Source organism: Pedobacter sp. KBS0701, assembly GCF_005938645.2.
Lineage (GTDB): Bacteria > Bacteroidota > Bacteroidia > Sphingobacteriales > Sphingobacteriaceae > Pedobacter.
Genome location: NZ_CP042171.1, coordinates 878,304 through 893,774, shown reverse-complemented (window position 1 = coordinate 893,774; position 15,471 = coordinate 878,304). Strand labels below are relative to the sequence as shown.

At 39.7% G+C, this 15,471-nt stretch carries 7 protein-coding genes; all 7 read right to left on the bottom strand.

What is annotated here, in order from left to right; genetic code table 11:
• Nucleotides 1-63: 63 nt before the first annotated feature.
• The 7 genes from FFJ24_RS03500 to FFJ24_RS03470 all read right to left on the bottom strand — a co-directional run bounded on the left by FFJ24_RS03500 (nucleotide 64) and on the right by FFJ24_RS03470 (nucleotide 15,250).
• The gene (locus FFJ24_RS03500) at nucleotides 64-1,689 is read right to left on the bottom strand and encodes a RagB/SusD family nutrient uptake outer membrane protein (protein ID WP_138822599.1); all 1,626 of its coding nucleotides are present in this window, start codon (nucleotides 1,687-1,689) and stop codon (nucleotides 64-66) included.
• Nucleotides 1,690-1,722: 33 nt separating this feature from the next.
• The gene (locus tag FFJ24_RS03495) at nucleotides 1,723-4,854 is read right to left on the bottom strand and encodes a TonB-dependent receptor (RefSeq protein WP_138822598.1); all 3,132 of its coding nucleotides are present in this window, start codon (nucleotides 4,852-4,854) and stop codon (nucleotides 1,723-1,725) included.
• A 1,217-nt stretch (nucleotides 4,855-6,071) separates the two neighbouring features.
• Nucleotides 6,072-7,256: a DUF4998 domain-containing protein gene (locus tag FFJ24_RS03490; protein ID WP_168202374.1), complete on the bottom strand. Its 1,185-nt coding sequence runs from the start codon at nucleotides 7,254-7,256 to the stop codon at nucleotides 6,072-6,074.
• Nucleotides 7,257-7,279: 23 nt separating this feature from the next.
• The gene (locus FFJ24_RS03485) at nucleotides 7,280-8,458 is read right to left on the bottom strand and encodes a DUF5000 domain-containing lipoprotein (protein ID WP_138822594.1); all 1,179 of its coding nucleotides are present in this window, start codon (nucleotides 8,456-8,458) and stop codon (nucleotides 7,280-7,282) included.
• A gap of 24 nt (nucleotides 8,459-8,482) precedes the next feature.
• Nucleotides 8,483-10,378, bottom strand: coding sequence for a RagB/SusD family nutrient uptake outer membrane protein (locus tag FFJ24_RS03480; protein ID WP_138822592.1), 1,896 nt, complete (start codon nucleotides 10,376-10,378; stop codon nucleotides 8,483-8,485).
• 2 nt (nucleotides 10,379-10,380) lie between these two features.
• Nucleotides 10,381-13,611: a TonB-dependent receptor gene (locus FFJ24_RS03475; RefSeq protein ID WP_246862731.1), complete on the bottom strand. Its 3,231-nt coding sequence runs from the start codon at nucleotides 13,609-13,611 to the stop codon at nucleotides 10,381-10,383.
• A gap of 751 nt (nucleotides 13,612-14,362) precedes the next feature.
• A complete protein-coding gene (locus FFJ24_RS03470) occupies nucleotides 14,363-15,250 on the bottom strand; it encodes a helix-turn-helix domain-containing protein (protein ID WP_138822590.1) in 888 nt (295 codons plus the stop codon).
• Nucleotides 15,251-15,471: the final 221 nt, after the last annotated feature.

The following is a 15,471-nucleotide window of genomic DNA, read 5'->3' as shown; positions in this document are numbered from 1 at the left end:
AAATATCGATATTACTCCACTTGCCGAGTATCTCAACAGAACGGCTTTGAACCACGGAATCGATTAATAGCCCGGATTCTGGGTCAGGTTTTTATTAAGATCCCTTTCTGATTGAGGAATTGGCCAGAGTTCATTCTTACCGATTACAAAACTGCGCTTTTTAAAGATATAGTACCCATTTGAGTTTACAGGATAATCTTTATAGTTAGCTGGATCATTGGTAAGTTTCATACCGGTAAACTGTTGATTGTTTTCTGAACCTATAATTCCCCATCTTAAACAATCAAAATATCTGATGCCTTCAAAGGCAAATTCTACCCTTCGTTCTCTTCGGATAATGGTTCTAAGTGCAGTTGGATCTGTTGTGGTAACGGGTGGCATCAATACCGCTGCCCTACCTCTCACTTTATTGATCGTTGCATCTAATAGAGACTGATCTACTCCCCCTCCCGACTCTAATTTTGCCTCTAAATAACCCAATAATACTTCTGCGTATCTGATTAAGGGAAAATTGTTTCCGGTATTGTTAGTCGTGGCTACTGCCGGATCATCTTCTAAGAATTTATAGATTACATATCCGCTCCAAACTCCAGGATACTGATTCAATCGATCAGGAAGTGTTGTACCGGGCTTTGCCGAATAAACTTTACCACGGAAACTTGTGCGGTCAGAGATCATGATATTGAAATCCATTCTTGGGTCACGGTTGTTGTAAGGATTATTTTTATCAAACAAAGGCGATTCTGCTATCGTTTTTCCATCCTTACACTCATAGGCTTCGACCAATTCATTAAATGGGGAATACTGATGCCATCCTCCCCAGGTTTCAGGAGTAAGATATTGTAATAGGGCGTGGTTATAAGTATCTCTGATGTACTGCATCGACATGATGATCTCACGACTGGTTTCCCCCGCATTTAAGAAAAGTTCACGATATCTTGGATCAATTGAATAGTAATTAAAATCGATAATGGTTTTGTAGGTAGTGGCCGCATCTGCCCACTTTTTCTGAGCAAGCTGTAAACGACCCAGAATTGCCAGTGCCGAAGCAGAGGTCATGTGACCAAGACGGTCTGCACTTACCGAAACAGGAAGTGCTGCCGCTGCTGCCTTAAGCTCACTTTCACAAAATGCCCATACCTCTGCTTTAGGTGTGCGGGATACAGAATTTGCTTCATCTACCGTCAACAGTTTTTGTACAAGTGGCACATCCCCGAAATACAAGGCCAGATTAAAGTAATTGTATGCCCTAATCGTTTTTACCTCACCTATCATTACTGCTTTTTGCGCAGCATCCATTGTAACAGCACCAATATTAGCTAAAAAATTGTTGCACCGGGTAATTTGTGAATAAGCCTGAGAATAATAGGATCCTACAAAGCTATAAGTAGAATTTAGCGTGCCATTGGTAAAATTATCAGGAATTGACTCCTTCTCCGATCCATTACCGGCCATCAGATCAAGGTTAACCATTGATGTTGCGGCCCAGAAATTGTAGCCGGTAAAACCTGCCCCACTGTCATAAACCCCATTCAAAGCAAGTGTTGCATCACCAGCTGTTTTCCAGAAAGTGGCATCCGAGATTGATGATAGCGGCTGGGTATCTAAAAGGTCTTTTTTACATCCTGCAATCATAGTCAGAAAGGTACATCCAACCACAACTGTTAATTTATATATATAATTTTTCATTTTGTTTTATTTAATGATCCTAACTACATCATATTACAATTTCACATTTATACCAAAGGTATAGATGGCAGAAAGCGGATAGAAGCTTGGATTGTCTCCAGACCCCTGACCATTTTCCGGATCCCATCCTTTATAAAAATCGTTTAATGTGAAAAGATTTTGCCCCCCCACAAAGACCCTAACTTTGTCTAAACTGATTTTTTTGGTCAGATTAGCAGGTATGGTATAGCCAATCTGCGCATTTTTCAATCTCAAGAAAGTCCCTGATCTGTTCCAATAGGAGTTTGTTTGTACATTGGCACTTCCCTGGCTCAAATTGGTAATACGTGGATAAGTGGCATTACGGTCGGGATTTTGCGTTGTCCAGGCATTTTCATATTGCCATTGCTGGACATTGCCACCGTTATATAAGGCATAAGCCTGATATGAACCCATCTGTACCGTGTATCCTCCAAGTCCAGAAAATAATGCAGCTAGATCGAAGCCTTTATATGCTGCAGTTAAATTTAAACCGTAGGAAGTTTTTGGATTGGTATTACCCAGAATGGCCCTGTCGTAGGTAGCATCAACCTTTCCATCGGGAACACCATTTGGTCCGCTAATGTCCTTAAATCTGATGTTACCCGGGGCACCACCGCTTGGCTGTGATGGATAACTGGCCACATCTGCAGCATCAACAAAAAGACCATCGGCTACAAATCCATAAATTGGGTTTAACGGCTGACCTACAAAGAAATTGGGGATAACACTTTGAATGTCACCGGCTATTTTGATTACTTTCTGATTGTTATAAGAAAAATTTGGTGATACTCCTATGTTTACCTGACCGATTTTTGTATTATAAGTTAAACTTAACTCAATACCCCTATTCTGAATGGAACCAGCATTTTGTATTGGCGGCGTCAGGCCTAATGTTGAGGATACCGGCACCAGATAAAGAATATCTTTCGCTGTCCTGTCGTAAATATCTACAGTACCGCTTAGGTGATTTTTAAACAATGTAAAATCAAGACCGAGATTGGTTGTAGTTGTTGTCTCCCATTTGATATCGGTATTTACAGCCGAAGTAACAGCAGCACCTGGTGCAATCACTCCTCCAAAAGTATATTTTGGCTCGGTGCTAAAGGTATATTGGTACGGATAATTTAATATATTACCATTTCTATCCGAAATATTCGCATTACCCAGAGAGCCATAAGATGCGCGGATTTTCAACTCATTAATCCAGCTGATATTATCCTTTATAAAAGATTCTTCTGAAAGTCTCCAACCAGCGGAAACGGCTGGAAAAACACCAAATCTATTGTCAGGTGCGAACCTGGAAGAACCGTCGTAGCGCACATTGGCTTCAAAAAGATATTTGCCTCCAAAATCGTAATTTAAACGGGCAAAATAAGACCTGAATGCATACTCATTTGCGTTACCTGATGTTTGCTGATTGGTTGTTGCGCCTGCATCAATCTGATACAGCAGATTGTTAGGAAATTTATCCCGAAACGCCCTTGAATAATTATCGCGGTGTGCTTCTTGCTGATAACCACCTAAAATAGATAAATTATGTTTACCAAAGCTTTTAGCATACTTTAATAGTAAATTTAGGGTTACTTCATTTCCATCTCTATTTTCGATGTTCAAGCTATTTGGCCCCACATAGGTATTATGGTCTATATTGATGTCAGCGACATAGGTTGTATTAACGCTGGTGTAATAATGGTATCCGGCAGTTCCGCTTAGGTTTAAACCTGGTATAATGTCCCAGGATAGTGTAGAATTTCCATAAAAGTTTTTAGCACGCAAATTGTTAAAACCTTCACTGGCCAGCCATGCTTCCGGGGCATAGAAATCCTGACGGCCATAAGTGCCATCTGATTTCAGTCCTGCAATGGTATTGGGCTCACGCACCGAAAATCCAATAATACCACCTATCCCTGCCGAATTGGACTGAGGTTGTGTCTGAAACTGAGAAAAACCGAGTATACTGGTTTTAAGATTCAGGTTTTCTTTTATACGGGTATCAATATTGGCCTGGATATCGTATCTTTTGTTATTGGTCTCTGCCGTTAATCCATTATGGTCACGATAGCTACCTGAAAGGTAATAAACGTTGTTACCTTCACCTCCAGATACATTAACATTGTGGTATTGCTGAAAACCTGAACCCGTATTTAATAAATTTTTCAAATGGAATACATTTGGAAAATTATCCGGATCTGTGCCGCTTTTATATTTGGCTACCACATCGGCACTTGCACCGGTTAGTTCTGCATAAGTCCAGGAATCAACAAATTGAGGCAAACTCGTTATTTTTTCCCAACCAAAATAGTTGTTATAACCAATTACTGTTTTCCCTTTTTGACCACGTTTAGTCGTTATCAATACTACGCCATTTGCCGCCCTGTTACCATAAATCGCAGCAGAGGCTGCATCTTTTAGTACCGTCATGCTGGCAATATTATCTGGCGCTACATCATCCAACGAACCTGCAATCCCATCAATCAATATTAAGGGGTTGCTGCCTGCATTGAATGTTCCTACTCCCCTGATAATTACCCTCGCGCCATCACTGCCCGGGCGGCCGCCATTTTGTTGTACCTGTACACCAGGTGATAAACCTGAAAGCGCCTGGGAGGCCTGTGTAATTGGTCGGTTATCAAGGTCCTTTGAAGAAACAGTACTTACCGATCCGGTCAGGTTGACTTTCTTTTGGGTACCGTAGCCTACTATAACAACCTCATCAAGCTTTTTGTTATCATCAACAAGCTGAACATTAATTTGTGTCTGCTCTCCAATAACAACTTCTTTCGAAGCGAAACCGATGAAACTAAAGACCAGCGTACCTTTACGATCAGGAATGCTCAGAGAATAATTACCCTCGGTATCTGTCTGGGTAGCTTTTCCGGATTCTTTATGTTTTACCACAACTCCTGGGATTGCTTTTCCATTTACATCGGTAACTTTACCATTTATATTAATTTCACTTTTTTTAGATCCCGGAAGGGAAATAACCCCTTCATTTGTATTGATGTAAGCATTTACATCTTTTGAAAGACTTAAACCTGTATTGGCAACCACTTTAGCAAAAGGGGCCGTAGAAAGTATTGAACTGATGGTCAATATTGTTAACAATATGCGCCAAGATTTTAGCGCTTTTGGAATTATTTCCATATTTGGTTAGTTTGTTTATTTATTAAATTTTAGGCAAAACATACTTAATAACCTGTTTATTCAGGTTTAATAAAACTGTCGGCCATTATAAAAAGCTAGTCAAGCGTTTATTTAGGTTCATTTTCTTCTCATAGGCATGTGATTATTTGGTGTTGGATACATAAACAGAAGTTTTTATATATTCAGATTCAGGGACAAAAGAAACCAGTTGATAAATAATTACAGACGTCCATTACGGTACTTTAAATACTTGGTTATACATTCTTTAACAGAAAAAGAATATAATCCAAATATAAAACGTAACAAAGAGGCAGGGTTTATTATAATCAGACATCTTTTTATATTTTTCCGACTTTTCGTATTAAATATCAGGTCATGACTTATCGTTAAATACCAGCAGTTATGTACTTGGGGAATATTTCGTTCTGCACGATTTCATGCAAATTAATTGAGTGCTAATAAAATAACATGTGTATATATCGGTTAATCCGGGATTGACTACACCCGAGATCTTTAGTTCATCACGCGGTGTATATAAAGCGATATTTTCTGTTAGATTTTTATATCAGTTTCTACTACCTTCATTATGAAATCCAACATCATTGCCTGATTCTTCAAAGTTATAAATCATTTTTCCTTTTATCGATTACCAGATTAATGTTAATGATTTTGCCACAGGGATTGGTGTATTTTGAAATGGATAAGGTTTTGCTTTTAATATTAAGCGTAAATCCATACTGGCTAAAAGCTGAAACATAACATATCACCATTATCGGGCCGGGAAATAGTTTCTCATATTGAATATTTATAAGGCTACCTTTATAAATGTTTTTAAAATTTTTAGCATTTTTAATAAACCTATCTAAATTCTCATTCGTCACAACCGTTATCGCAAAATAAAACCACTTTGCCAACTGCAGCAATTATGCCTTTTGAGAAGAAAAAAAACGTCTCGAACATCAAAACAGATACAAATGTGCACATACCATTCTTTTAACATGAAATTACCAATATACCCTCCTGATTTACAAACACTTACATATCAACATACATTATTCAAGCTGGTAACGCTGAATTGGTGAGTTGTTTGATAATGATGATTGCACCAAGGCTACACCAATCATAAGAAATCCAAGCCATGTAGAATGGCTTGGATTTATATTAACTTATATTATTGGATGCGGCATGATATTACCCGCACTTAAATCCTAATCTAATTAGTCTCTGTACAATCTCACTTTACTGAATCTTACACTGCTCTCATGTTTTACCACCATAGTCGAAACAAATCCCACCGTTATTTCCTGGGTTTGCGTCAGTGTGAAAGAAATGACAAAATCTTTTCCATTTTGCGAATTATCCAAAAATTTGAAACTTCCCAGTGCTTGTGAAATATTGGCGACATCGGGTAGTGTTTGCCCCAGGTTTACAACGGCATAAGTAGCCTCCAATGGATTGGCAATTTCAGACACAGTCACAACATAACGGTATTTTCCTGGTGGAAGTGTAGTGGTTTGATAGATTTTGCCATTTGTAATCTGTGGAGTATACCAATACTCAAATGCAATAAAGCCACCCCCATTATACGAATCCCATCCGCCCAAGGTGCCGTTAGACATATTTCTTGCGGCAGCATTCGTGGTCCAGTCTGCAAGTAAACCCCACCTTCCATCTCTTTGACTCTGGAGGAATGGCGCCCCCGGATTTTTCAAAAAGAATTCTGTTATTTTCCGGGATGTAGAAACACTGTAAAATGTATCGATAGCCAAGGAGTCAGGCAAAAAAAGTGTCCGGTATTGAAGATCTGTACCTGGATTTTGATCAGTAAGGACGGTTTGCGTGGCATCTTTAGCTACCCGTTTAGTCGTTACCTTGCCGTTTACATTAGTATAAGTAATATCCACTCCTACCGAACCAGCATCTGAAGCCCGCCAGTTCAGGAATGTTGTTCCGCTTGACGGCTGATAAACAACACTTTCTAAAATACGGTTCAACAGCGATTTCTCAAAGACCTCTCCATAAGTGGCCCCTTGTTTCAAAGCTGCAACCGATTTATTTCCGCTTTTATCATAAGTAAAAACTTCAAACGAGTAGTTGCCTTCTGGAAGTGGGGAAACCATTGCTTTTATTGTATCTATCCCTTTCCCTCTGGTAATGGATACATCCTGATGATTTGCCTTATTATTCCAGAATATGGAGGCTTTTACAATATTTGGATCGGAAATGAGCAGGAACCTCACCAATGCCCGGTTGCGCCCTGACTGAACCCTTAAGGAATCGGCTTTACCCGGATAAACAATCAGTTTTCCATCGGTAAACTTTTTATATTCATCCATTTTGCTGCAAGAAGCCATTAGTATGGCAATCGCAATGAAGGAGTAAGCAATAATAATATGTTTCATATCGTTATAATATTTAATAAAGATCATTTGTCGTTTCCATAAAAAGTCATTTCTGAAACGTGTGCGGCCTGTCCCCCCGGTCCTGCCCATGTTTCCAATACCCTGATGCGGATATATCTTACGGGAGCGGCATTCAAAGGAACATTGTTTTCCTCACCACGTGCAGCAGCCTCAACGTCCTCATTGGAATTGGAGCCAAGTGGTTGGGCAGAAGGTTTAACGGAGACACATGATGCCAGTCTGGTCCAATTGGTATAACTGCCATCACTTGCCGGATTATTAGATCCCCATATTTCATATCGCTTGGGATTTCCATGGTTATAAATCCATACCCCTTGTCTTTGCCAAAGCGTAAAACGACTGATTTTTGCAGTCACGCCAAGATCAAATGTTACATGAAGGGGCATGCCAACATCAGTTGTATGCCACATATTGCCCTCGGCGGATATTACTTTATCCCATAAATTGTTAATGGGTAAACCCCAACCTACAGGTGCATCAGTTGGCAGAGTAAGTACTTTAAATTTACTTTTATCCAATTCTTTTTCAAAAATCGGCGTTAGGGTAGCCTTCGCCGTATCGGTGCGGTTGTCCCACCTGTCTCTGATGTAAACACCGAAAATTGTTTCTTTAGAAGGAAATCCCCTGGACGAAAAAATGCCGCTTTTAGATTTGGTATAGATCGTTTCTTTGGTTGCAAAATTGCCCAAAGAATCTTTATAGGTTACCACAACTGCAATATTGGCCTCCGTAGGATTGGCAAAGCTTATATTGATCCCTCCGAAATCGGTAACCAAAACCAGGCTTCTCCTAATCGCAAAAATGGGTGGTTCCAGTGCTTTTACTTTTATAGTTACAGGTGCGGACTTATTTTCAGATTTATCAATGGCATACAAATTAAGATTGTAGGATGCGGTATCAGCAAAGCCATCAACAGTTAACGAGTTGGTATATGAAGATGCTTTTACACTGATCACTTTACCGTATTTATTTGTGTATTCAGCCATCACGTACATCAGATCCGCATCAGAGGGAAGGTTATATGAAACCTTGACCGCTCCGGCCATGCGTTCTGAAACCGGATTTGAAATCGGCTGTGGTGCTACTGAATCTTTTTCCAAAGGTGCCAGGATATCTTCTTTGCAGCCAAGTATTGTTACGCAGAACAGCGCAAGCAGTACAAACCATTTACTTTTTTTCATAATATTAAACTTTTATTTAATTAATTACCATCCTGGGTTTTGAACAAGATTTGGATTAACAATTGTATTGTACTCTTTAATCGGCCACAGATAATCACGGGGTGCAACAAATTTTTGATTGAAAAGCAATTTTGGTCTGTAATAACCAGTAGCATCAGTTTGTTCAATGTCCCAGCCATAAACCGGGGCATTTAATGTTGCTGAAGCTTCTTTCCAACGTCTTAAATCCCAGAACCTGCTGCCTTCGAATGCCATTTCAATTCCACGTTCCTGATGAATAATCTGTCTCAGGCCCGCCTGATCTTTATATTTACCTGGATTAATAGAATAAGTATCCCAGGAAACCTGAACGGTTTGCAGACCAGCTCTTTCTCTAACCAGGTTAAGGTATTGATAAACCGATTCTGAAGGGCCGTTTGCTTCATTCAACGCTTCAGCATACAGCAGATACAGATCGGCTAAACGCATCAAAGGCCATGGATATTCTTCCTGAGTATAACTCTGACCATCCTGTATCACAAACTTCCAGTTAACCAGCTTTTTGGTAAAGTAACCTGTAATGGAGTAGCCAAATGCGGCACGCCTTGATTGCCCCTGACCTGATTTTGCCTGCACCGGCCAGGTTTTATTCTGCATATACCACACAGAGCCGTCGAAGCCCAAATCTGCATAAAAGCGGGGTTCTCTATCGAAGTGTAATGCGGCAGTGGTATAGCCATTCTGTAAATAATCCTCGTCTGAGGAAGAAGCGGTCTTTAGATTGTACCTGTTAGAAAAGTCCCAACTTTTATCTTCGTTGATTGGCACTCCATTTCTGGTATAAAATAATTCAGCTATGCGTATTGTTGGTGCCAGTTGCCCCAATAAACTCTCATTGCCAGATCTTGCGACATCAAGCCTGGGTATAGACTGAAGTTGTATTCCTGAGCCTATACCATTTGTAAAACCCCAGATCAATTCCTGGTTCCATGGCTCGCAGACACTATTTCTAACGTCCATCTCCAATTTGAGCCTATCAGATATATTGGTTACAGCGGAATTAAATTTATATAAACGGATTCCTGCCCTATCGCAAAGGTCAATAGCTTGTTTACAGGCATCTGCAGCTTTTTTCCATTTCTCAACGCTGTAAAGGCTATTTACCAAAGCTGTTCCGTCTGCATTCTTTAATCCGTTATAATCTGAATTTCCGTTAAACTGTGGACTTGCAGCCAATGCCAGCACCCTTGCTTTGATGGATATCGCAATCGGACGGGTAATGTGTCCCAGTTCAGAAGAGCGGTTTTGAATGGTAATGGGCAATTTGGTTGCAGCAGTATCCATTAAATTTGCGATATAGTCGACTACTTTATCTACCGGCTCACGCTTTACCCTTACCTCTTCGGTCGTTGCCGTAATGGGTAGATTTTTATCAATGATCGGAATCGGCCCATACATCCTCAACAGGTAAAAATGATAGTAAGCTTTCAAAAACTGAACCTCGCCTGTCCATATTGTTTTTTGTGACGGATCCAGATCAGGCACTTTATCTACATTGTCGAGAAAAATATTGCAGTCTCGCAAAGCTTTGTATATGGCTTTACCATCCTGCTCCCCATCCCAATAATTGAGCAAAGGGGATGTAAGCGACTGATTTCCCCTTACAATCTGCTGAGGGTAAGATGGAAGCCGACTTAAAGACGTAATTGGCCAATATGTCCAAAATTCATCACTGGCCAGCATTGCCGGATTTTGGGAGATATTGCTTTCCTGGGGCAGGTAAGAGTAACAGGTAAACAGATACTTTTCTGCTTCATTCCGATTGGTAAATGCATTTTCTATTGTTGCGATATTATCCGGAACAATATCCAGGTAATCTTTTTTGCAGGAGGTTATAAGCGCTAAGATAACTGCTGCTAAAAATATGCTTGTCTTTTTCATAATTAAAATCCTATTTGTATACCCACATTGTAAACTCTCTGTACCGGGTAACCTAAACCGTTGCCCCCCATTTCAATATCCCATAACTTAAATCCACTAAAGCTCAGCAAATTAGTCCCGCTCACGTAAAACCGTGCATTGCTTAATTTAACCCTATTGATTATTTTCTTAGGAATGGAATAACCCACTTCAGCAGATTTCAACCGTAAAAATGAACCATTGCGCATAAACCAGGTGTTGGTCTGCACATTATTATTGTTCTGACTGTCGCTCAAACGAGGCCAAAGTGCATAGAGGTTCTGGTTGTCTTCAGACCAATGATCGTCGGCATAAGCCTTGATCAATGCATTTTGTGTACCGCCCAATGATTCCCCTGGGTAATTATAAGGCACAAATGGAGCTGTGGCTCTGGTATCGATCCAGAATGATGAACGGGCAGACCCCTGGAAAAAAACCGATAGATCAAAGTTTTTATATCCTGTAGAGAAACCAAATCCATAAATGATCTCCGGAACAGTAGGTAGGCCAATAGGCACTCTGTCAAGGTCTGTAATCTGGCCATCACCGTTTACATCCCTGTACTTGATATCGCCCGCAGCGTATTCTCCAAAGGTTTGTTTTGGAGAATTGGCCACATCATACTGATCAATAAATAACCGCTCTGCAATTAAGCCATAAGTCTGGTTAAGCGATTGCCCGATCCGGGAAAGATAGCTCTCTTTGTATTGAGGCTCCTCAAATTGTAAAAACTCACTGTGTGCATAGGTAAAGTTTCCGTGCAGACGGAGCCATAAAGAAGAATTAAAGTTTTTGCTATAATCGGCAGAAACATCCACCCCATTTGCTTTTGCCTTACCAGTATTTGCTTTGATGGAAGCAGCAAGCCCCATAGTACTGGGAATAGCAGCACGCTCCATCAGAATGTTATCTCTGGTTTCGGAGAAAAGATCAACCTGTAAATTGAAATCGTTAAATAAGGTTAACTCAGTGCCAAAATTGAATTTCTTTGCTCTTTCCCATGTGATAAAAGCATTATCATAACGGTTGACGGTTATGCCTGGTCTGAAATAGCCAAACTGCTCGCCAAAACTAGCCCCTTTACCTCCATCAGATAAATTAACTTCCGAGAGATAAAAGAAACGGTCTTCCGGCGATCCGATAGCATCATTTCCAACTATTCCATAGGTTGCTTTCAATCTTAATTTACTGATAACAGTACTTATCGGTTTCCAGAACTTTTCATTGGATACCTGCCATCCAAGCCCTAGCGCTGGAAAAAACCCATATCTTTCGGTTTTGAAAAAACGCTCAGATCCATTATATCCAAAGCTTAGTTCAGCCAGGTAACGGTTGTCATAACCGTAGGTAAAACGTCCGGATACTCCCTGATTGCGGTAAGGCAAAGATTTTTGTAAGGTACCACTGTTTGCAAAAAGCTGTTGTCTTCTTTGGTAAACCAGCAAAGCAGTTATATCATTAACTTTTGAAATCTGCTTTACGTAATTCACTGCAGCCTCCATATAGGTCGTAGTATTGATATCTTTCGCACCCTCACTATAATTCAGGTACTCAGTTGCCGTCCCCTCGTTCAACAACGTCAAACCGTATGTATCCCGCAAACTATTGTATCCGCTAGCTGTATAATAAAACGGGTTGTAGTTTCGGCTGACATCAAAATAAGAATAACGTGATGTATTGAACATCCCCCTTGCCGAAAGGCCCTGAGTGATAAATGCAAGATCCTGTTTCACCTCAAACTGTGCATTCATCAGCGATCTTGAGTAGTCTCGGTAACCTTTAACCAGGTCTGCATAGGGATTGATCAGCAGCCCGCTACCGGAATTACCAAACAGGATATGATTTGTTTTAGGCATTTGATTTGCCGGATAATAAGCCGGAAATAAAACAGGATTACTTCTCATAATTTTCGTATACAACCCGCTTCCGCCATCTATCGGCCCTGTATAATCGTCAAAACTTCCTGCCAAACGGACAATGACCTCGGTAGTTTTGGTCATGTTGATATTGATGTTCGATCGTAACTGATAAGATTTGAGACTGATATTACTGTTAAAGTTATTACGCTCATCAACTTTAAGGAGACCATTGTCATTATTATAGGTTCCTGCTATATAATAACGAGCGATTTTGCCACCACCATTGGTGCTAAAATTCATACGCTGATTATTGGTTCTGTCCTTCAACAACATTTTCCGCCAGTCATTTGCAGGGTATATATTGGGATTAGCACCCAATGCGGTCTGATCGATTTTGTTTTGAGCGTATGGTAGTATGCCCAATGGATTACGGGTAATAACCGCTTCGTTCGCCAGTTTCATATAGGTAACAGGATCTGCAAAATCCAGGTTTCTGGTATTTTCCGATGTTGAATTTTCAAACCGGACCTGTATTTTTGCTTTTCCTTCCTCACCTGTCTTGGTAACAATCAGGATTACACCATTTGCTCCTCTCGCTCCATAAAGCGAAGTGGCTGTAGCATCTTTCATGATGGAAAAACTGGCTATATCATCTGGTTGCATTCTGGCCAGATCTGTAGAGGTAACCTCAATTCCATCTATTAATATCAGCGGATCTTTTTTATACCCAAAAGTGGTCACGCCCCTGATAAAGAAAGATGCATTGTCCTGTCCAGGCTCTCCACTTCGCTGATATGCGATCACACCTGCCAGTTTACCTGCTAAGGCAGTGGTCAGGTTGCTGGATGGAACCTTTAGGTCTTTTGGGTTAATGGTGGTAATTGCACTGATCATGCTTGATTTCTTTTGCGTACCAAATGCAACTACGGCTACCTCATCCAGATCATTCAGCGACTCCAGTACTACATTGATACTGCTTTCCCCTTTTATTTCTATTTCTTTGGTCTTATAACCAACCATACTAAAGACCAGGGTACCATTGGCAGGGACCTTAAGGCTATATTTTCCGTCGTTATCTACCTGTACACCGATTTTGGCGAACTTTAGCGTAACCGTCGCACCTGGCAGTGGCCCCTGGGCATCTCTAACGGTTCCTTTAACCACAATTTCATCCCGAAAAGGATGAATACGGGATAAGGGGCTGTAAACTGTCGCCTTAGAGAAGGAACTCTGTGGTATGCAAAATCCTAAAATTAGAAAAGGGATGTAACACAGATTGATTCCTGCTCTGTTCTTTGAATCTAAAAAAGAGTCTGTCCGTCGCTTCATAGCAACATACTTAAGTAAAGTATTCACATTCATTTAGTTTATTATTTGGTTAATTGGTTAGTTACAATAGTTGGAATACTCCAATAGCATCATCATGATGGCCCACTATTAGGAATATTCAGTTAAGCTATAATACTCCTTTCTTAAGGTCTAATGAGTAATGGACAACACGGAATAAGCCTAATCTCCATATTGATCTTTTAGTCATTATCAACTCTTTTTTTGATACATCAGGTACCGTACAGTTTTTTTTCGAATCTGAACGGACTGAAACATATCTCTTCCATCTGTAAGCAGCAATTTCCTGTACCAAACATTCAGTGAATTATGATCTGTTTTCATTTTTAGCCTTTAATTATGAAAATAAAGTCAAGGCAATTCCATTACCCAGAGATTGTACAGGGCTGAAATAAGGAAAAGCAAACAGTTGTAATGGGCTACTTCAGGTAGCAGATAGAGCTAGTATAGTTTTCTCATAATTTTGTTTTCGTTAGTATTTTTATACCCATCAAGCTACAACATGATGTATATCATATTAAGCAATATTGCCATGGGTATTCAAAAAATTTTATTTTACCGGAAATACTGTTTCCCTTAAATATCTGGTTATACATACTTTAAAAGTCGACTAAAGAATGTAACCAAATATAAAATCAAAACCGATGACATGATTTATTATAAACAGACTTCTTTTTATACTTTTCCGACTTTTCAATATAAATCATCTTTATTTTGACATCATGCTTTACAGAACATTATGTGCCTTTATCCCAAGATATTAATCAATAAAATTCATTATCTTATTTTGGGCTCTGTAAGCCCCCGGCGTTAAGCCGGTAAGTTTCTTAAAAACCCTGGAGAAATAATGGACATTTTCAAATCCAGTCAGTTCGGCAATTTCCTCCTGCTGCTTTTTAGTAGTAATAATAAGATACTGGGCCCGTTCTATTCTTTTTTGCAGGATATAGTTTACCGGGCTTTGACCTGTGTAACGGTGAAAGAGCCTTGAAAAATAATCTGTATTTAAATTTGCCCTATCAGCCAGATGACTTACTTTAAGTGGTTCCCGAAGATTAATCTGTATATAACCGATAGTATCCATTACTACTGAAGGTTTGACAACAATTTTGTCTTTATGAAATATTTCCGGTTTTAAGAATCTGGAGATCAGCTGTAAAAGAATCCCCTGTGTTTCGTATTGTACAGCAATATTCTGAAGATTATTCAATTCGGTGTATTCTTTGTAATAAATATCTTTTTCATACACCATTGGATCATTGGACCGGTTGATGCCCCTCCCTGGATTAATAGAGATCAGTCTCTTAAAATTGGCGATATCATTAGCATTTGCTTCAACCTGCAAACTTTCCATGCAATTGGAAAACAACGATATCCCATCTGCAGAATCTTCAAAAAACTGAACGAAATACTGACTTAAAAAACATTCACAATAGAGGTTGCAAAGTGTAAAGCTGGGAATGAGGTAGAGATAACCAGGGCTTAAATTAATTGACCCGTTTGGACCTGATATCATACCTTCACCTTCATCAATATAGTACAACCTATAATAAGGGCTGATTACATTTTTAAAGTTCCATTTGCTTCCAAGCTTCACATAATCGACGTTCAGCAACTGGAAAGAATGCCTGATGAGCCGTTTATTCATTGTCATATTGCCTTTAATCTGTTATTGATAATTTGATAAGCGGTCTTGTAATGACATGCCTTTCCTTGTGTTTGTCTCCGGAGTACCTTTATCAGAAAGGATAATCAGACCATTGTTTACCAAGCGGGGATATCAGAATCAAACAGACCGCAAAATCCAAATGACCAGCATTTATAATTAATTACTAAAGTCGGCCAATTTCAAACCATGAATGGGGGGGT

Coding starts and splice junctions, on each gene's coding strand:
- FFJ24_RS03500 (WP_138822599.1), bottom strand. CDS start 1,689: ATGAAAAATTATATATATAAATTAACAGTTGTGGTTGGATGTACCTTT.
- FFJ24_RS03495 (WP_138822598.1), bottom strand. CDS start 4,854: ATGGAAATAATTCCAAAAGCGCTAAAATCTTGGCGCATATTGTTAACA.
- FFJ24_RS03490 (WP_168202374.1), bottom strand. CDS start 7,256: ATGAAACATATTATTATTGCTTACTCCTTCATTGCGATTGCCATACTA.
- FFJ24_RS03485 (WP_138822594.1), bottom strand. CDS start 8,458: ATGAAAAAAAGTAAATGGTTTGTACTGCTTGCGCTGTTCTGCGTAACA.
- FFJ24_RS03480 (WP_138822592.1), bottom strand. CDS start 10,378: ATGAAAAAGACAAGCATATTTTTAGCAGCAGTTATCTTAGCGCTTATA.
- FFJ24_RS03470 (WP_138822590.1), bottom strand. CDS start 15,250: ATGAATAAACGGCTCATCAGGCATTCTTTCCAGTTGCTGAACGTCGAT.